The organism is Paenibacillus barcinonensis (genome assembly GCF_003217495.1).
GTDB classification, from domain to species: Bacteria; Bacillota; Bacilli; order Paenibacillales; family Paenibacillaceae; genus Paenibacillus; species Paenibacillus barcinonensis.
On record NZ_QJSW01000038.1, the window covers coordinates 1 to 17,981 of the forward strand.

Here is a 17,981-nt window from a genome sequence, read left to right on the forward strand (position 1 = left end):
CCGTCGAATGGCGAATAGCGATGCAACAGGATCATTTTTTAAGTTCGGTTTTTCATCAACATAAATTTACATAATTAGGATATTCAACAGGCGTGCAATTAGTATTAAAGTGGTGAACTTTAAGAGCAGTCTTCAATTCATTGTTAGTTGGATGTTTCGTTTAACTATAAACGAGTTATGGATGATTCGATAAAAGCAGGAGGATGACTATGAATATTAATCAGTTTCCGAAAGATGTTCAAGATTTTATTCATGAACTTTGTGCCAAGGCGATAATTAGAGCTGTTAAAAAAGGAGAGTTTCGTCCAAAAGACCAAAATGAGAAAGCTCAGCCTGATGCAGGATGAAATGAAGAATTGACAAGTTTTTTTGATGAATGCTTTTGTGCTGAGCCAGCACAAAAATGGCGTTTTCTAATAAATATAGAAGACGCCAAATTTTAATTATTTTAAGTGAAATTACGATCATATCTCCTAAGGATTTCAAGGGAGGATATCTGTACAAGATTTAATCTAAAAACAGCATCTTCTTCACTTGAAAGCCCAGGATGAGAACCGTGAGGATGAAGTCTTTTCCAAAAAGCTTCAAAGTATCCAGTTCCATTATTCAGCCATTCGTTTAGCTCTGTATAAAAGATGGGAGGTGAGGTTTGAGACAATGCTATCCTCGCTAGATGGCTATCAGTGTAATGGATATCTGTTAATTTCTCAGCAACTTGACACATAAGAGCTTCAGTGTAGCTTCTCAATTGGCTATTACAGGCGGCCCAATCACCTCTATTAAACGCATTGGTAGCTTGATCGTAGTGGCCTTTAGCAATGGATAGGTTATGCCTAATTAGGAGAATATCTATCAAAGTTTCATTACTGTAAAAGTCGATGTCAGTCTGGAAAGTTCGTGTCAGCTTTCCTTCTTCGATAACGAAACCATCTTTCAATAAAAGCCTTCTTAATTGAGGATAATTGACGAATTCACCTGAATTATCATCGAAGTGAAGACTTCCCTGTACTGAAGTTTCAATAACATGTTCTACAAGCTCATAAGTTAAATTGTTGCCTATAATTCCAGGTTGTTCAGGGTGTGCAAATAAGTATTTGGCCACACTTACTGCTTTATCATTCTTGCTCATTCCATCAATAATTACTTCATTCAGACCATACCTAAATAAAAGCACATCTAAGGTTGAATGGGTATTTATATCTTTTAATAGACTCATAGCATCCATTATGGTAGCACGTGAAAACATTTTAACAACCTCCTTTTATCCTCACAATCTATTGTATTATACGAAGTCTATTAGAGCACCTTCAATTTTTTTGAGTTAGACAACTCAAACTTCATTCCAGTCGCAATTTCAGCAGTTACCAATAGACAAATATCAGGCAAATCGGTAGAGAACGGATCGATACGTGTTTTTTTTCCATCAATGATTCTATAATGGCCTCTTATTTTTAGCTGTGGTCTCTTTTTTTTCATTATTGCTACTAACCTCCAGTGAATTTAATTTTTCATTTAATTTGAACATCTATATATTTGTGATATTCTTATAATAAATGATGACTTGGTGGGTGTGATACTATGACAACTGTGTTAGATTCTCTTGCTGAAAAGAATGAGTTTCCTATCGTGTTTATTGGATCTGGTATCTCTAAAAGATTTTTAAATGATTTCCCTGATTGGCCTACACTCTTGGCAGAGTTTTGGGTTAAAGCTGGTATGCAGAATTTTTACGGAGAATTAAATAATGTCCTTTCACGAGTAAAATCCGAGTATCCAGAATTCAATGATAGAGAAGTTGAGCATGAGGCGTACATACAAATAGGTGCTACTTTAGAGACTACATTTAACCAACGATTCAATGACGGCGAAATACTTATTGAGGGATTCACTTCACATGATTCTTTTAGAACCAGGTTATCACCCTTCAAAAAGGCAGTCGCTAACAGATTCCTAAGTTATTCCCTTAGAGATGGGATGGAAGTTGAATATGAATCATTTGTGAAAATGATTCGAAAAACTCAGATAATATTAACAACTAATTATGACACATTTGTAGAAGATTCTTATAATTCTTTAGGCACAAATCAAATCAAAAAATTTATCGGGCAAAAAGGTTTTTTCACTGAGACATTTAACTATGCAGAATTATATAAATTACATGGGTGTGCTCAGAGCCCTAGTGACATCGTTCTTGCCAAAGAAGACTATAACAAATTTGATAAAAATTCTGTCTTGATCAGTGCTAAAATTATTTCAATGATGCTAACCTCACCTATTATTTTTATGGGATATTCTCTAACAGACGTTAATGTAAGAAAAATAATCAGTGATTTTTCTTCCTCATTGTCGGATGCAGAGGTTCAGTTGCTTGAAGAAAGACTCATATTATTAGAATGGTCTGAAGGTGAACAAGGCTTAGTGGAGGAAGTTTTAAATGATCGAGATTTGGGTTGCAAACTTAAAGTAATTAAAACAGATAACTATGGCCTAGTCTTCGACAAAATTAGCTCTGTCAATCAGGGTGTAACACCTTCTGAAGTTCGGAAATATCAACATGTCATAAAGCAACTGATTGTTGACAGAGGAAGAAAAGGAAGCTTAAATTCTTTACTCGTTTCACCGGTTCAATTGGAAGATATAGAGGAGCGGATTGGTGACGGCAAATTAGTGGTTGCTCTTGGTGACACCACTTATATATTTAGAATGCCTGATTTGGTCAGTTATTCGTACGATTATTTTTTCGAGTCAGATCAACTAAACACCGATATTGCTTTGCGCTTCATAGCAAGTCAAAATAAAAAATCAAGGCTTCCGTTTTTGAAATTTACAAAAGATTTGAATTTAGATGAAACCAACTTACATCCATTCGATAAGGAGAAAATTAAGCAAAGGATCGCAGCATTCCCTGACGCAAATGTTTGTATTAAAACCATTAATTCATCATATAAAGTTAAGGTGGATACAATTGAGGAAATAATTGAGCAGAAATTTAAACAAGACAAGGAGTATGATGTCATCGCCTATAATAGTCCTAGGTTAGACCTTGATAAATTGCACGACTATATAAAAGAGAAGCTCTCCATATTTAGGGATGGGGGTGCACGTGGTATCCCCACGTCACTAAGAAGGCTAATAACAACTTATGATCTCATCATAAATAAATAAGAGGTCAGCGCTCGAACCCACGAATGGATTGCCACTGACCTCTTTGATACCTTTTAGTGTATGACAGAATCATACATTATTATTCACTAGAAATCAAGAATTGTTTTGACCGCGTATATTAAGATTGATTTAAAATAGTGACTAAAATGCTTAGGTATCAACACTGCCCCATTTCCGTCTAATGGGGCGAAAATGGGGCAGTGTTTTTAAACTTATTCGTTACCACTGATGAAGGTTGATGGATGGCACAACATAAAAGCCAGATTTTTTAAGGATTCTGATAAGCTGGGGGAAGCAGGAAGAACCTCAGCATCAGCCTTCCAAGCTAATAGCGTGGGTTCGATTCCCATCACCCGCTTAATTGATGAAAGACTCTGCAGAATGTGCAGAGTCTTTTTTTGTTTGTATAAGCTGGAATGAAGAATCAAACATGAAATGCGGGGCTGGGAGGCGATCTAAGGCACGAATCGCCTCATATGTATCCCAAGAGCCAAGACCTCTAAACTATGGATTATAGGAGGTCTTGGCTCTTTTAAGGTTGACTTACGCTAGGGCCGAGCCTGTCTTCGGCAGCAGCGGAGGTTTTCTTTTTACAACGAACAATTCAGGAATTAACGCTCGTGATGATCCGTTGCACGTTTACGCATGCCAGCAAGACCGAAGAGTCCCAGCAATCCAAGCCAGCCCCAGCTCATGCCGTTATCACGGGTTGTTGTGGTAGCCGCATTGGTACGCAGACTGTTGGTCCGGTAATCCCCGTTGTTGCGGTAATTTCCATTGGTCCGATAAGTATCGTCCATATTCATGTTCATGTTGTTCATGTTGGTGTTTGTACGATCCATGTAGTTGTGATTCTGATAAGATTGGACACGTGATCCGTTCGTTTCCATGCCTTTGTTCATATGATGGCCCTCAGCGCCTGCAGGACCTGCCATTGCGGCAACGACAAGTAAAGAAGCGATGATCGTTGTGCTTTTTTTCATGCTGTAGTTCCTCCTTTGTATTGTAAGAGCTATATTCTAATGTGCCCATACCGACACGGGCATTATGTAGAAGAAGAGGTGTTAACATATGGCTCGGAGGGATAAATGGTCGACAAATACATAAGAAAACCTACAAAAGCAGACGTTAAGTGTCAGAAAAACGAAATTTCATCTTTAATTTATTACGTCACTGTGGTAAAGTATACAAAAGCTTGCTTTGCCGGTCATGTTTCTTTGGAGCACTCTGTGATTAATGAATGGTAAAGAAGGAAAATCTCTTTTCACCTACGTATGTTCAAACCTATCGAGGCAAAGTGTATAATTATGAATTTTTTAGAATAGGTATGAGACGTTAAAGCTATGGAAAGTACGTGAAAAAGGTATCATGCGACAGCATATGTCCATTCTTTGAAGCAGAATAAGAAAATGAATAAAAAAGCGTGTTTTTGTGCTGTAAATCGGGGATATTCCCCATTTTTTCTAGTAGAAAAATAAAGATTTTCGTACCAATTTATTGTATGATGTTATGAAGGTGTCAAATTTACGTGTACGAATGGAACGATCAGATGGGAGGATAAGCATGACTGAAACTATGGTAACCGCCAGCAAAAGCCAATCCAACAACCTGCTTCGGCGAGACGTGCGGTTCCTGGGCAATATACTCGGAGAGGTTCTTGTCCATCAAGGCGGCACGGAGCTTCTCGATATCGTTGAGAAGATTCGGGAAACGAGCAAATCGTTGCGTGCAGAGTTTTTGCCGGAACTGTATGAAGAGTTCAAAACGATGATCCAGGAATTAGACTCGGACAATCGTCACCAGGTTATTCGGGCTTTCGCTATTTATTTTCAATTAGTTAATATTGCTGAACAAAACCATCGGATTCGGCGTAAACGGGACTATGAGCGTTCTGCAGGAGATGCCGTACAGCCAGGTTCAATCGAAAAGGCCGTACAGGATCTGAAGGAACGTGGATTGTCTCATACCGAGGTAGAAGAGATTCTGGAGGATTTGTCGCTGGAACTCGTCATGACTGCTCATCCGACCGAGGCAATGCGCCGGGTAATTCTGGACATTCATAAACGGATTTCGGAAGATGTTATGCTGCTCGATAATCCTACGCTGACGTTGCGTGAACGTGAACAGTTGCGTGAGAAATTGCTGAATGAGGTCATTACCCTCTGGCAAACGGATGAACTTCGCGATCGCAAACCGACTGTACTGGATGAAGTGCGGAACGGAATGTATTACTTTCATGAGACGTTATTCCATGTACTTCCGGATGTATATCAGGAGCTGGAACGTTGTCTGAACAAATTCTATCCAGACCATGACTGGCATGTGCCGACGTATTTGCGTTTCGGTTCCTGGATTGGTGGAGACCGGGATGGAAATCCTTCGGTAACTTCAGATGTAACATGGCAGACGCTGCTTATGCAGCGTAAGCTTGCGCTGCGTGAATATCAGCGAATTATGGTTGAGCTTATGGGCCATCTCAGCTTCAGCACCAACATCATTCATATTTCGGATGAACTGGCGCAGTCGATTGAGCAGGATCGCAGCTGTGTTACTTTGAAAAAAGTAGACATCTGGCGTAATGAAAAAGAGCCATATCGCATCAAATTGGCGTATATGATCGCCAAATTAAACAATGTTCTCGATGAGAACAAGGTGGGGCAGCCGGATCGGTATAAAAATGCCCAGGACCTGATTGATGATCTGTTAATTATCGACCGCAGCCTGCGTCACCATTTTGCTGACTATGTTGCAGATACAACCGTCCGCAAAATGATTCGTCAGGTAGAGCTGTTCGGTTTCCATACAGCAGCGCTGGATGTGCGTCAGCACAGCAAGGAGCATGAAAATGCGATGGCGGAGATTTTGGCTAAAATGAACATTGTGGACGATTATGCCCGTCTTACAGAAGACGGTAAAATTGATCTGCTTGCTCGTTTGCTGGATGATCCAAGACCGCTTACATCTCCGTACCACGAGTATACGGAAGGAACCAAGGAGTGTCTGGATGTATTCCGTACTATCAAGCGTGCTCAGAACGAGTTCGGTGAAGGATGTATTACAAGTTACCTGATTAGTATGACACAAGGGGCTAGTGACCTGCTTGAGGTTATGGTGTTTGCCAAAGAAGTAGGCTTGTTCTCCAAAGGGGCAGATGGTCAGGTTATCTCTACACTCCAGGCCGTTCCTTTGTTTGAAACGATTGACGACCTTCATGCAGCATCTGAAATTATGCAAAGACTCTTCAACCTGCCTGTATATCGGGCGAGTGTTAAAGGTCGTAATGAGCTGCACGAAATCATGCTTGGCTACTCTGACAGTAACAAGGATGGCGGTGTAGTTACAGCGAACTGGGAGCTGCGTGTAGCGATGAATGCCATCACGGCTGTTGGTAATGAGCATGGCGTGAAGCTCAAGTTTTTCCATGGACGTGGCGGAGCACTTGGACGCGGCGGTATGCCGCTGAACCGCAGTATTCTTGCCCAACCGCCTCACACGATTGGCGGCGGCATCAAGATTACGGAGCAAGGCGAGGTAATCTCTTCTCGTTATTCCCTGCAGGGAATTGCCTATCGCAGTCTGGAGCAGGCGACATCAGCGTTGATCACGGCTGCTCTGAACGGACTGGAGCCGCAAGAATCAGCATCGGAGCAAGCCTGGGATGCAATTATTAGAGAGATTTCGCAAGTATCACTGACGAAGTATCAGGATCTGATTTTCCGTGACCCGGACTTCTTCAACTTCTTCAAAGAATCCACACCACTGCCAGAGGTTGGCGAGCTGAATATCGGCTCACGTCCATCCAAACGGAAAAACAGCGACAAGTTTGAAGACTTGCGGGCGATTCCATGGGTATTTGCCTGGACACAAAGCCGTTATTTGCTTCCGGCATGGTATGCGGCGGGGACTGGTTTGCAAAGCTACTATCAAGACAAGGCGGAGAATCTGGCCGTCCTGAAAGATATGTATGCTAACTTCCCGTTCTTCCGTACACTGATTGATACGGTGCAGATGGCGATTGCCAAAGCAGATCTTGTGATTGCCAAAGAATATTCAGCGATGACCTCCAACCAAGAGGCGCGTGATCGCATCTATGGTCAGATCGAAGCGGAATTCAAGCTGACGAAAGAGCTGATTCTGAAAATTACGGGTGAGGCTGAAATTCTGGACGATGTACCGGTGATTCAGGAATCAATTCGTCTCCGTAACCCGTATGTTGATCCGCTCTCCTATATGCAGGTACAACTGCTGAGTGAGCTGCGTGACATGCGTGAACGTGGTGAAGATGATACTGAGCTGCTCAGAGAAGTGCTGCTGACGATTAATGGTATTGCTGCGGGACTGCGCAACACAGGCTGATATTTCGGAGCAGAGATGATTCATGAGCTTAAAGATTTATGTAATAAATTATATATTCATCTCTTTGCATCCGGGATGAAAGGTTTAGACGGGACTCCTACGGGAGTTCCCGTTTTTACTGTTTTTGGAGGATATTTGTCATACAGTCTTGATTTTTGACCAAAGTTGATTTACGATTTGATTGGTGAATTACAAGTGTGGACGGGTATGAGAAGACGGAAGACCCATCAGCATGTCTGGGGGAATAAGGGTGGACAATTTAGAGAACAGGCTTGTGAAGCTGGTGCTCAAGGGTGACCAGCGAGCCTTTGCAGAGATCGTTGAACTATATAAAGACAAGCTGTTTCATCTGGCCTACCGGATGCTGAGCAATCGTCATGAAGCCGAGGACGTTGTTCAGGAGACTTTTTTGCGTGTATATCGAAATATGGAGAAGTATGATCCGAATCAGAAGTTCTCTACCTGGATTTATCGGATCGCTACAAATCTCTGTATTGACCGGTTGCGCAGAAAAAAACCTTCGTATTCGCTCGATGCTGAACTGAATGATCAGGAAGGATCGGACGGATATGCTATGCTCCCGAGCGATGATCGTACGCCGGAGAGTGAGGCGTTGCTGTCGGAGACGCAGACTCTCATTCGGGAGGCTATTGACAGTTTGCCTGCGAAGTACAAGTCCGTCATGGTTTTAAGATATTTACAGGACTTGTCGTTACAGGAAATCAGTGATGTTACAGGAATGCCCGTAACAACCATCAAGACACGAGTACACCGTGGCCGTGATTTTCTGCGCAAAAAATTGGAATATAAGCTGTAACCGAAATTTGCCTGTCATTTTGGGCAAAATTATTTGAAACATATCTGGAACGGATACGTATGTAATGTATGCAAGTCTTATGCGTGCTTTTTACAGGTGCATGGACTAAGTGTCTAAGGAAAGGATTGGCTCTCATATGGATTGCAACTCGGCCGTCTCTTTAATGCATGAATGTTTGGATGAGTCGTTGTCCACGGAACAGAAGGCTGCACTGAAAAGCCATTTGTTGATCTGTCCGGATTGTCGCATGCGCTTTAAAGAGTTGGAACAGACGGAAATGCTACTCTTTGCCATGAAACATTATTCACCGTCTGCCTCGGATGAGCTGACCAATCGAATTATGAATGCTCTGCCACAGCCCAAGAGACAGCAAGTATGGCTCAAATGGGTCAAAGGACATCCCGCGCTGACGGCGGCAGCCTTCTTTTTGGTCGTGATGCTCTTTAGTGCCTTCAATTTCTGGAATCAGAACAACGAAATGGTCGTTAAGGGGAACAATCTGGATCAACTCGTGATTCAAGGCAACACGGTTATCATTCCAGAAGGTAAGTCAGTTGCTGGCGATCTTACGATAGAGAATGGAACCGCTCAGGTCTACGGTGATGTGGATGGCAATCTGACGGTGATCGACGGACAACTGTTTCAAGCGTCTACAGCGCATATTTCCGGTCAAGTGAAGAGCATTGATCAGGCGCTGGACTGGTTCTGGTACAAAATAACCAATATGGTAGATGAAGTCGCATACCGTTAAAATCAGGTATTACTTCAAGGATATATACCAAGCAGGGTACCTCCGAATTGCGTGGGGTGCTCTTTTTTTTATTGTTTTATAGGAGAAAGTGGAAAATACAGAAGTTTATATGCGGTTTGTGACTGGAGTAACTTGCAACCTGAACGGTAACGTTATAACCTAGATAGTAAAGAGAACATACTACATATAGATAAGCATTGAATAAATGCAAAGAAGGGATTATGTAAAATCCCGAATGGTTAATATGAGATCAAGGTTTTACTCATCAATGGGGATAGCGGGGGCTGGCTAATGAATTACTTTGCTGACTTAACGTGGAAAGAGTCCATCAAGGACGTTATTGATATATTGATCGTTACCTATATTATGTACAAGCTGATTTTGCTTGTGCGGGGTACACGTGCGGTCCAGCTGCTGAAGGGCATTTTGTTCCTTGTTCTGATCTGGGCTCTAAGCACATGGCTGAACCTGTACACGCTGAAATGGCTGATGAACCAGATGTTTACATTTGGTGTTGTTGCCGTATTTATCATTTTTCAGCCGGAATTGCGCCGTGGTCTGGAGCAATTGGGTCGAGGCAAAATATTTGGCCGATCGGCTGCTGCCAGCGATGAAGAATTAACGGTGTTAATTGGTGAGATCATTAAGTCTGTTAATTATTTGTCACGTCGGAAGATCGGGGCACTTGTGGTCTTCGAGCGCGAAACGGGTCTGAACGATTACACTGAATCAGGTATCAAAATGGAGTCGCTTGTTAGCTCGGAGCTGATGATTAACATTTTTATTCCGAACACACCGCTCCATGATGGAGCCGTCATTATACAAGGGAAGCAGATATCCGCGGCAGCCTGTTATTTGCCACTATCCGAGAATCCTTTTATCAGCAAGGAGCTGGGTACACGTCATCGTGCCGCAATTGGAATTACGGAGGTGGCTGATGCAATCTGTCTGGTCGTATCAGAGGAGACGGGACAAGTATCTCTGGCAATGAACGGCCAAGTCGTTCGTGACATTAAAGAGGAGTCGTTGATTGCCAAGTTATATGAAGAATTGCGTCCAACCTCCAATCTGAGCAAAAAGAATGCATGGTCAACCTTCTGGAAGCGGAAGGGGGAACGTAACCATGGATAAATGGTTTAACAACAATACGTTTGCCAAGATTCTGGCATTGGCGGTAAGCCTGCTGCTGTGGTTTATGATTCATCTGGATGAAGTACCTACAACACCTACGATTTCAACGGGCATATCCAGCAAAATTGTGGAGCGAAATGTGCCTGTGCAGCCATACGGGCTGGACAGTAATGCCTACGTGCTTACATCGTTAAGCACCGATGAGGTGCGGCTGGAGATTAAGGGGCAGCGCTCGCTGCTGACTTCTATTTTTACCAATGACGATTATAAGGTGCTGGTTGATCTAAGCCAGGTCAAAGATGGTTCGAATACGTTGCCACTTGTTCCTGATCTGCCTTCAGGGGTTGAGGTGGTCAGCATGGAGCCCTCGATGGTCACGGTCAATGTGGAGAAACTGGGCACCAAAGCGTTTAACGTGAATATTGTACCCGAAGGAGCACCTTCGGCTGGTTATACTATGGGAACGCCTGTCGTAGAGCCCTCGTCTCCGGTGAAGGTTACACTTCCGGAAGGACAACTGGAGGCTGTAGCGAAGGTGCAGGGAAGTGTGAGCGTTAAGGATGCGAAGGAAGATATTGTACAGAAAAAAGTGAAGCTCCAGGCATATGATGCCGAGGGCAAGGTCATCGAAAATGCGATCATTACACCACAAACGGTGGAGGTTCGTGTCCCGGTCAATCAGCCCTATACAAAAGTGCCCTTGAGGATCAATTATTCAGGACAGCTGCCAGATGGACTGGTCCTGTCCAAGGTTGAGCCAAACGTGAAAGAAGTCTCGATTTACGGAAGCGAGCAGGCGCTTGCAGGTATACAGTCCTACGACCAAGCTACTCTTGATCTGACTCAGTTTACTCAGTCAGGCACTTCGACAGTTAACGTGGACTTGACGCCGCCTTCAGGTTCTGAGAAAATCGAGCCTAGTTCGATTCAGATCAAGGTAACGGTATCTCCATACGATGAGGCCGAGTCAACGACCAAGGTATTTCCCAATGTGCCGATTAAGCTGAGCGGTGCGGAAAATGGTCTTGAGGGTATGCTGGTTACGCCCAAAAGCGGAGGTTTGAACATTACGCTGACCGGATCACCGAGCATGCTTGAAAGTCTAAGTGGTGATGACATCAAGCTGACCGGAGACCTTAGCGGTCTTGGTGCAGGCACACACGAGATCAAGCTGGAAGCTGATTTACCGCGTTTTGCCAAGCTGGACGCCGCAGCGAATGATCTAAGGGCAACGGTCAAGATCAGTGAGAAGGCCCAGGACACGACCTCTTCTCCCGGTCAAGACCCTAATGAGGGTAACGAAACGGGACCTGATCCGACACCAGCAGAAGTGGAGAATGGACACACGAATACAGATCCTGCAGATGAAGAAACCGAATCGAATACGGAACATCAGGATCAAAGCCAGCAGGGAAATGCGGCACCCAATCGTGGAAATGTAAACAACAATGCGAATAATAGCAGTACCGGCAATAAATCAGGCTCGAATCCGTAATATGTAATGCTTGAATTCAATTTCATTTCTCAAAAATCAAAAAAAATGATAATCATGCGCATGGTGCGTATACGATGCAGATAGAAGGAGTTAGATCATGGGTAAATATTTTGGTACAGACGGTGTCAGAGGAGTTGCCAATAAAGAGCTGACGGCGGAACTGGCTTACAGCATCGGAAGATGTGGGGGTTATGTGCTCGCTGGCGGGGTGGAAAGACCGAAAGTGGTCATTGGAATGGACACGCGGATCTCTGGGCTTATGCTGGAATCAGCGCTGGTTGCAGGTCTGTTGTCTATTGGTGCAGATGTCATTCGTCTGGGTGTAGTGTCTACACCGGGTGTTGCTTATATTACTCGTCTGCTGAAAGCAGATGCAGGTGTAATGATCTCGGCTTCTCACAATCCGGTGGAGGACAACGGGATCAAGTTTTTCGGTGGAGATGGCTTCAAGCTGTCAGACGAAACCGAGAACCGGATTGAAGAGCTGATGGATGCGGAAAAGGATGAATTGCCACGTCCGGTTGGTGGCGGTCTTGGAACGGTGACGATGGATGAGCAATCTCGTTATCTGTATCTGGACTACCTGAAAACAACGGTATCGGAGTCATTCTCTGGTCTCAAAATTGTGCTTGATTGTGCGAACGGTGCAGCTTATGAGCTGGCGCCTAAATTATTTGCAGAGCTTGGTGCAGAGGTCATTGCTATTGGCGCTGAGCCGAATGGCCTGAACATTAATGAGCAATGTGGCTCTACGCATCCAGAGCATTTGAAACAAGAGGTGCTGAAGCATCAAGCGGATCTGGGTCTTGCTTTTGATGGTGACGCAGATCGTCTGATTGCCATTGATGAGACGGGTGCTGAAGTCGATGGTGACTTTATTCTGTGTATTTGCGGAGATGCGATGAATCGCGCGGGCAAGCTGAAGGACAGCACTGTAGTGTCCACGGTGATGAGTAACATCGGCTTCTACAAAGCAACAGAAAAGCTGGCGCTGAAAACAGCCAAAACGGCTGTAGGTGATCGTTATGTCATGGAGGAAATGCGTCGCGGTGGATACAACCTGGGTGGCGAGCAGTCGGGTCACGTCATTTTCCTGGATTACAATACAACCGGAGATGGTATGCTGACAGCGATTCAACTTGTAGATACCTTGAAGGCTTCGGGCAAGAAGCTGAGTGAGCTGAAGGCTATCATGACACAATACCCACAGGTGTTGGTTAATGTTCGTGTTGAGGACAAGAGCAAATATGAAGGCAATACGGCAATTGGTCAAGCTATTGCTGCGGTTGAGGAGCAGCTTGGCGATAATGGCCGTGTGCTGGTTCGTGCTTCGGGTACGGAGTCTCTGATCCGTGTTATGGCGGAAGGACCAGATAAGCAGGAGCTGGAGCAGTTCGTATCCCAGATTGCTGATGTGGTGCAAAAAGAGCTCGTTTAGGATTCATAAAATGCCTGCTGTAATGCGAATTCAGGATCTTTTTTACAAATTCATTGCTTGGTATGCCTATAAACAGAGGTTTGCTTTATCCAAGTAATAACAGTTGGACTCATTAAACCTGCGTCCTGGCCAGATAAGACCATTGGTCTGATTATCTTGCCGGGAGCGTGGGTAAATATGCTGAAATGGTTACAGGTACTTTGCTCCATTGCAAAATGGACTTCAGGTGCATATAATGAGTGGAGTCGTCATTCAGACACAGAAAGTGAGGATTGTAAGGTTACAGTTACACAAGCGCCAGAGCTTGGAGTTGCGCGGGACGCATGTTGGTAGTGACTCTCTTAGTAATGAGGGAGAGGGAACACAGCAGCATGGACGGCAATCAAGCTGACGAGGTGGAGGTGTTCGGATTGTTCGGCGGGGACCTCCCGGTGATGCACCAGAGCCGTAAACCGGATTGCGGAAAATGGATGGGTGACTGTCCACACAACGCGCCGGTAGGTGCAAGAAAAAATACAAACAAATGAATGTGCGTGAAGAGCGTAACAACAGTGCGCGGACGGGAAATGATGTACATTCATGATTGCATTCGTAACAGGGCATGATAACAGCGGGACGGTAAACAGGCCGTTCTGATCATTGATAACTGAATAGAAAATGATTTTCATGATACGTTAGCAATCCATCATTTTCCGATAGGTCCAGTCTGCCTGTTTCTCTTCCTGACACAGTATTCATATAAACGGAGGAACTAAACTATGTGCGGTATTGTTGGATATATTGGTAATAAGAACACTCAATCGGTATTGATCGAAGGATTGAAAAAGCTCGAGTATCGTGGTTATGACTCTGCAGGGATCGCTGTTTTCACACCGCAAGGTCTGCAAATCACAAAAGCTCTCGGACGTTTGGCAAACCTGGAAGCGAAGCTGGATGGTGCTCCACTGGTTGGTAATGCCGGTATTGGACACACTCGCTGGGCTACACATGGTAAACCATCGGATGAGAACTCCCATCCACATACGGATGAGAGCCAGAAATTCTCTGTCGTACACAATGGTATTATCGAGAACTATCTGGAGCTGAAGGATGAGCTGATCGCTGAAGGTCATACGTTTTCTTCGGAAACGGACACTGAAGTGATCTCTCACCTGATTGCACGTGAATACAATGGCGATATTGTTAAAGCTGTGCAAAAAGTAATTACACTTATGCGCGGTGCATTTGCACTGGGTGTCTTGACTGAGTATGAGCCTGAGAAACTCGTAGCTGTGCGTCAAGCCAGTCCATTGATTATCGGTATTGGTGAAGGCGAGAACTTCATCGGATCGGATATTCCGGCCATTCTTGAGCATACACGTAATGTGTACATTTTGAATGACGGTGAGATGGCTGTGCTGACACATGATGCTGTCGAATTGATGACGATTGAGGGCAATTTTATTTCTCGGGAAATGATTCATGTCGATTGGGATGCAGTAACCGCAGAAAAGGGCGGATTCGAGCACTTCATGCTGAAAGAAATTCATGAGCAGCCAAAAGCATATCGTGATACGATGTTGGGCCGCATCGACAATGAAGGCAGAAAAGTTCAGCTTCCTGAGCTTAAAATGACTGAGGAGCAAATTAAAAATATTCGCAACATCCAGATTATTGCATGTGGTACGGCGTACCATGCCGGTCTGGTTGGACGTACAGTGATTGAGCAATTGGTACGTATCCCGGTAGAGACAGATGTCGCTTCCGAGTATCGTTACCGTTCACCAATCGTAAATAAAGATACACTTGTCATCGTAGTGAGCCAATCGGGCGAAACAGCAGATACGCTGGCGGCACTGCGTGAAGCTCAATCAAACGGTGCGCACGTACTCGCAATTACTAACGTTGTGGGCAGCTCGATCGCTCGTGACGCGAACGATGTCATTGCTACACTTGCTGGTCCGGAGATCGCGGTAGCATCTACAAAAGCGTATACGTCCCAGTTGATTGCGTTCAACTTGCTAGGCCTGTACCTGGCGCAAGTGAGAGGTACCAAAACACCAGACGAGATTGCACACACGCTGGCAGCAATGCAAGCATTGCCTGAGCAAGTGGAATCCATGCTGGAGCAAGCGGATGCGATCAAAGGATATGCAGAGCAAATCTCCAAGCATCAGCATCTTTTCTTCATCGGCCGCGGTCTGGATTATGCAGTCGCTCAAGAGGGATCATTGAAGCTGAAAGAGATCTCTTACATCCACTCTGAGGCATATGCAGCAGGTGAATTGAAACATGGTACACTCGCTTTGATCGAAGATGGTATTCCTGTCATTGCCTTGGCTACACAGGAAAACGTATTGGAGAAAACGGTAAGCAACATCAAAGAAGTGAAAGCTCGCGGCGCAGACGTACTTGCGATCACATACGAAGAGCATGTAGCTCCATTGCTGAAGTCCGTTGACCAAGCGTTTGCGATTCCTAAGACGTTGCCACTTCTGAGCCCGGCACTGTCCGTTGTAGCTTTGCAATTGCTGGCATACTACGCTTCCCTTGCTTTGGGTCATGATGTGGATAAACCGCGTAACTTGGCGAAGAGTGTAACGGTTGAGTAAGAGAAAGTATTAGCGCATAACGAAATTCGATTGTTCAGCAATAGAAGAGCCCCAACACGTTCTATAACGTGTTGGGGCTCTTTTGGTATATAACCGAAATTGACCAAACCTCCCCCGAATGTCGACCGGCGTCGAATGCAGGAATGATGAATAAAGCGCACTTCCGTGTTTCCTCAATATTTACTATTTTTAGTCAATATATTAACATTTTACATTAAAAACGCCTATTTTAACCAAAATTTTACTATACATTCTTTGGAAATTTGATATAATTCTACCTAGGTTACGGTACCATTTATGATAAAAAATAGAATTCTATGGTTGGAATTCCCATATAAGCTATGCGTGATAGACCAGTGCACTGGCTACCCAGCAAGCTGTCATGCGGGAACTGACAATTGTAGAAAATGACAGCCGAGAATATGTTGCTCCATGACGTCAGAAGGTTCAGGAAGGATAAAGGCAACCTTATCTCAATTCCGATGGAGGATGAAGCGCATGAGCATTTTTGAAAAGCTGGAATCCAACGTAAGATCTTACTGCAGAAGCTTTCCGGTAGTTTTCGACCGGGCCAAAGGGGAACTGTTATATTCTGAGGACGGCAGAGCATATATTGACTTTTTTGCAGGTGCAGGAGCACTGAATTATGGTCATAACAACGATTATATCAAGGACCGTGTTCTGGATTACCTGAACTCCGACCGGATTATGCATGGCCTGGATATGTACACAATGGCCAAACGCGAATTCATCCAGAGCTTCTCGGAGCGAATTCTGGAGCCGAAGAAGCTGAATTACAAGCTTCAATTCTGCGGCCCGACGGGCACAAATGCGGTGGAAGCGGCCCTGAAGCTCGCACGTAAAGCGAAGAAGAGAACCGGGATATTTGCATTCATGGGCGGCTTCCACGGTATGTCGCTCGGTAGCTTGTCAGCAACAAGCTCCAAGTCCATGAGGGAAGGGGCGGGCATTCCTCTGGATGGAGTTACGTTTATGCCACACCCAAGCGGGGCTTTTGCTGACATGGATACACTCGGCTATATCGACAATATTCTGAGTGATTCGCACTCCGGAATCGACAAACCGGCCGCTATCCTGCTTGAAACGGTACAAGCCGAAGGCGGAATTCACGTTGTCGACGAGCAGTGGCTACGTGGGCTGCAGCAACTATGCCGCAAATACGATATTTTGCTCATTACCGACGAAATTCAAGTTGGCTGCGGCCGGACAGGTGATTTTTTTTCCTTCGAACGTGCGGGAATTGAGCCTGATCTCGTGACCTTGTCGAAGTCGATCAGTGGGTATGGCTTGCCAATGTCTCTTCTGTTGCTGAAGCCTGAACTGGATCTCTGGACGCCTGGGGAGCACAATGGCACTTTCCGTGGCAATCAGCTTGCCTTTGTTGCCGCCAAGGCCGCTCTGGAGTTCCGGGACAGAGACAACCTGGAAGCCCAGGTGAAACAGAAGGAAGAATATGTACGCTCATTTCTTGAAAAAGAAATCAAACCTCTGCATCCGTCTATTGTAATCCGCGGACTTGGCTTGATCTGGGGCATTGACGTCTCGGGCTTTATGGATGAGGCTGGGGCGAAACGAATGACAGAGATCAGCTTCGAGAAGGGGCTCATCCTCGAAAGAGCCGGGAGAGGGGACTGCGTGCTTAAAATCATGCCTCCATTGACCGTCTCGCAGGAGCATTTGGCCGCCGGTTGCGACATTATCAAGTCCAGCATGCAGCAGGTGATTTCACAGAAGACCAAGGACTTGCTGGTAACAACCTAAGAACGGCACAAAGCCTGTGGAATTACGGCCATAAAGAGGCTATAAAATGCCTTCCAAAGGCCAGGCGGCTTTGATGAAAATAACGTTCTCATCCCATTGAAAGACTTTTCCTCATCACCAGCAGGAAAAGCTCACTACCCCGCAACCTGATCTTTGCTTATCCACATCAGGGATGCGGGGGAAATATATCAATTGTACATAGAGTATATCCATGCCCCTATAATCCAGATTTCCATAAAGGCAGTTCCGGTGCCGAATCCGGAGGTACGACCGACTTCCTGCTGCCGGCCGGAACCCCACAGCAGGCCATACATCAATGGGAGAGAAATATCCCTTGTGCACCCCAAAACCCAATTCCAAATTGAATGTTAAACGAAGGCCTATTTCTAGGCGGCTTGTCGGGTAACCGAAGCGGTGACCTGGCAAAATTCATTAAAATTGCTGGCACATCTTGA

The 17,981-nt window shown here is 44.8% G+C and carries 14 protein-coding genes; 11 read left to right on the top strand and 3 right to left on the bottom strand.

Features of this window, described 5'->3' with window-relative positions; translation table 11 throughout:
• The first annotated feature begins 209 nt into the window (after window positions 1-209).
• Window positions 210-347: a hypothetical protein gene (locus tag DFQ00_RS29355; RefSeq protein ID WP_167433866.1), complete on the top strand. Its 138-nt coding sequence runs from the start codon at window positions 210-212 to the stop codon at window positions 345-347.
• 101 nt (window positions 348-448) lie between these two features.
• Here DFQ00_RS29355 and DFQ00_RS27800 read toward each other — a convergent pair whose 3' ends face one another.
• Window positions 449-1,246: a hypothetical protein gene (locus DFQ00_RS27800; protein WP_110899663.1), complete on the bottom strand. Its 798-nt coding sequence runs from the start codon at window positions 1,244-1,246 to the stop codon at window positions 449-451.
• 50 nt (window positions 1,247-1,296) lie between these two features.
• Entirely contained in the window at window positions 1,297-1,476 is a 180-nt protein-coding gene (locus DFQ00_RS27805) for a hypothetical protein (RefSeq protein WP_110899664.1), read from the bottom strand.
• Window positions 1,477-1,578: 102 nt separating this feature from the next.
• On the opposite strand from DFQ00_RS27805, the gene DFQ00_RS27810 reads away from it, so the two are divergent.
• Entirely contained in the window at window positions 1,579-3,165 is a 1,587-nt protein-coding gene (locus DFQ00_RS27810; RefSeq protein ID WP_110899665.1) for an SIR2 family protein, read from the top strand.
• A gap of 611 nt (window positions 3,166-3,776) precedes the next feature.
• On the opposite strand, the gene DFQ00_RS30035 is transcribed toward DFQ00_RS27810, so the two are convergent.
• Window positions 3,777-4,148 carry a WGxxGxxG family protein gene (locus DFQ00_RS30035; RefSeq protein WP_110899666.1) on the bottom strand — a complete coding sequence of 124 codons (372 nt, stop codon included), beginning with the start codon at window positions 4,146-4,148 and terminating at the stop codon, window positions 3,777-3,779.
• Between the two features lie 580 nt (window positions 4,149-4,728).
• Between DFQ00_RS30035 and ppc the strand changes: the two genes are divergently transcribed.
• The 9 genes from ppc to ectB all read left to right on the top strand — a co-directional run bounded on the left by ppc (window position 4,729) and on the right by ectB (window position 17,526).
• Window positions 4,729-7,521: a phosphoenolpyruvate carboxylase gene (gene ppc / locus DFQ00_RS27820; protein ID WP_110899667.1), complete on the top strand. Its 2,793-nt coding sequence runs from the start codon at window positions 4,729-4,731 to the stop codon at window positions 7,519-7,521.
• Between the two features lie 250 nt (window positions 7,522-7,771).
• Window positions 7,772-8,338 (top strand): RNA polymerase sigma factor SigW, encoded by a 567-nt coding sequence (gene sigW, locus DFQ00_RS27825; protein ID WP_110899668.1) that lies wholly within the window; start codon window positions 7,772-7,774, stop codon window positions 8,336-8,338.
• Window positions 8,339-8,474: 136 nt separating this feature from the next.
• Window positions 8,475-9,089, top strand: coding sequence for a zf-HC2 domain-containing protein (locus DFQ00_RS27830; protein ID WP_110899669.1), 615 nt, complete (start codon window positions 8,475-8,477; stop codon window positions 9,087-9,089).
• Between the two features lie 291 nt (window positions 9,090-9,380).
• The gene (cdaA, locus tag DFQ00_RS27835; RefSeq protein ID WP_110899670.1) at window positions 9,381-10,220 is read left to right on the top strand and encodes a diadenylate cyclase CdaA; all 840 of its coding nucleotides are present in this window, start codon (window positions 9,381-9,383) and stop codon (window positions 10,218-10,220) included.
• Window positions 10,213-11,715 (top strand): CdaR family protein, encoded by a 1,503-nt coding sequence (locus DFQ00_RS27840; RefSeq protein WP_167433867.1) that lies wholly within the window; start codon window positions 10,213-10,215, stop codon window positions 11,713-11,715. Before cdaA ends, DFQ00_RS27840 begins: the two co-directional genes overlap by 8 nt.
• 97 nt (window positions 11,716-11,812) lie before the next feature.
• Window positions 11,813-13,153: a phosphoglucosamine mutase gene (glmM, locus tag DFQ00_RS27845; protein ID WP_110899672.1), complete on the top strand. Its 1,341-nt coding sequence runs from the start codon at window positions 11,813-11,815 to the stop codon at window positions 13,151-13,153.
• A 371-nt stretch (window positions 13,154-13,524) separates the two neighbouring features.
• Window positions 13,525-13,680 (top strand): hypothetical protein, encoded by a 156-nt coding sequence (locus DFQ00_RS29365; protein ID WP_167433868.1) that lies wholly within the window; start codon window positions 13,525-13,527, stop codon window positions 13,678-13,680.
• A 231-nt stretch (window positions 13,681-13,911) separates the two neighbouring features.
• Window positions 13,912-15,744, top strand: a complete 1,833-nt coding sequence (glmS, locus tag DFQ00_RS27855) for a glutamine--fructose-6-phosphate transaminase (isomerizing) (RefSeq protein ID WP_110899674.1) — start codon at window positions 13,912-13,914, stop codon at window positions 15,742-15,744.
• Window positions 15,745-16,242: 498 nt separating this feature from the next.
• Window positions 16,243-17,526, top strand: coding sequence for a diaminobutyrate--2-oxoglutarate transaminase (gene ectB, locus DFQ00_RS27865; protein ID WP_110899675.1), 1,284 nt, complete (start codon window positions 16,243-16,245; stop codon window positions 17,524-17,526).
• Window positions 17,527-17,981 lie beyond the last annotated feature (455 nt).

Coding starts and splice junctions, on each gene's coding strand:
- DFQ00_RS30035 (WP_110899666.1), bottom strand. CDS start 4,148: ATGAAAAAAAGCACAACGATCATCGCTTCTTTACTTGTCGTTGCCGCA.
- DFQ00_RS27810 (WP_110899665.1), top strand. CDS start 1,579: ATGACAACTGTGTTAGATTCTCTTGCTGAAAAGAATGAGTTTCCTATC.
- DFQ00_RS27830 (WP_110899669.1), top strand. CDS start 8,475: ATGGATTGCAACTCGGCCGTCTCTTTAATGCATGAATGTTTGGATGAG.
- DFQ00_RS29365 (WP_167433868.1), top strand. CDS start 13,525: ATGGACGGCAATCAAGCTGACGAGGTGGAGGTGTTCGGATTGTTCGGC.
- cdaA (WP_110899670.1), top strand. CDS start 9,381: ATGAATTACTTTGCTGACTTAACGTGGAAAGAGTCCATCAAGGACGTT.
- DFQ00_RS29355 (WP_167433866.1), top strand. CDS start 210: ATGAATATTAATCAGTTTCCGAAAGATGTTCAAGATTTTATTCATGAA.
- DFQ00_RS27840 (WP_167433867.1), top strand. CDS start 10,213: ATGGATAAATGGTTTAACAACAATACGTTTGCCAAGATTCTGGCATTG.
- DFQ00_RS27800 (WP_110899663.1), bottom strand. CDS start 1,246: ATGTTTTCACGTGCTACCATAATGGATGCTATGAGTCTATTAAAAGAT.
- glmM (WP_110899672.1), top strand. CDS start 11,813: ATGGGTAAATATTTTGGTACAGACGGTGTCAGAGGAGTTGCCAATAAA.
- DFQ00_RS27805 (WP_110899664.1), bottom strand. CDS start 1,476: ATGAAAAAAAAGAGACCACAGCTAAAAATAAGAGGCCATTATAGAATC.
- ectB (WP_110899675.1), top strand. CDS start 16,243: ATGAGCATTTTTGAAAAGCTGGAATCCAACGTAAGATCTTACTGCAGA.
- glmS (WP_110899674.1), top strand. CDS start 13,912: ATGTGCGGTATTGTTGGATATATTGGTAATAAGAACACTCAATCGGTA.
- ppc (WP_110899667.1), top strand. CDS start 4,729: ATGACTGAAACTATGGTAACCGCCAGCAAAAGCCAATCCAACAACCTG.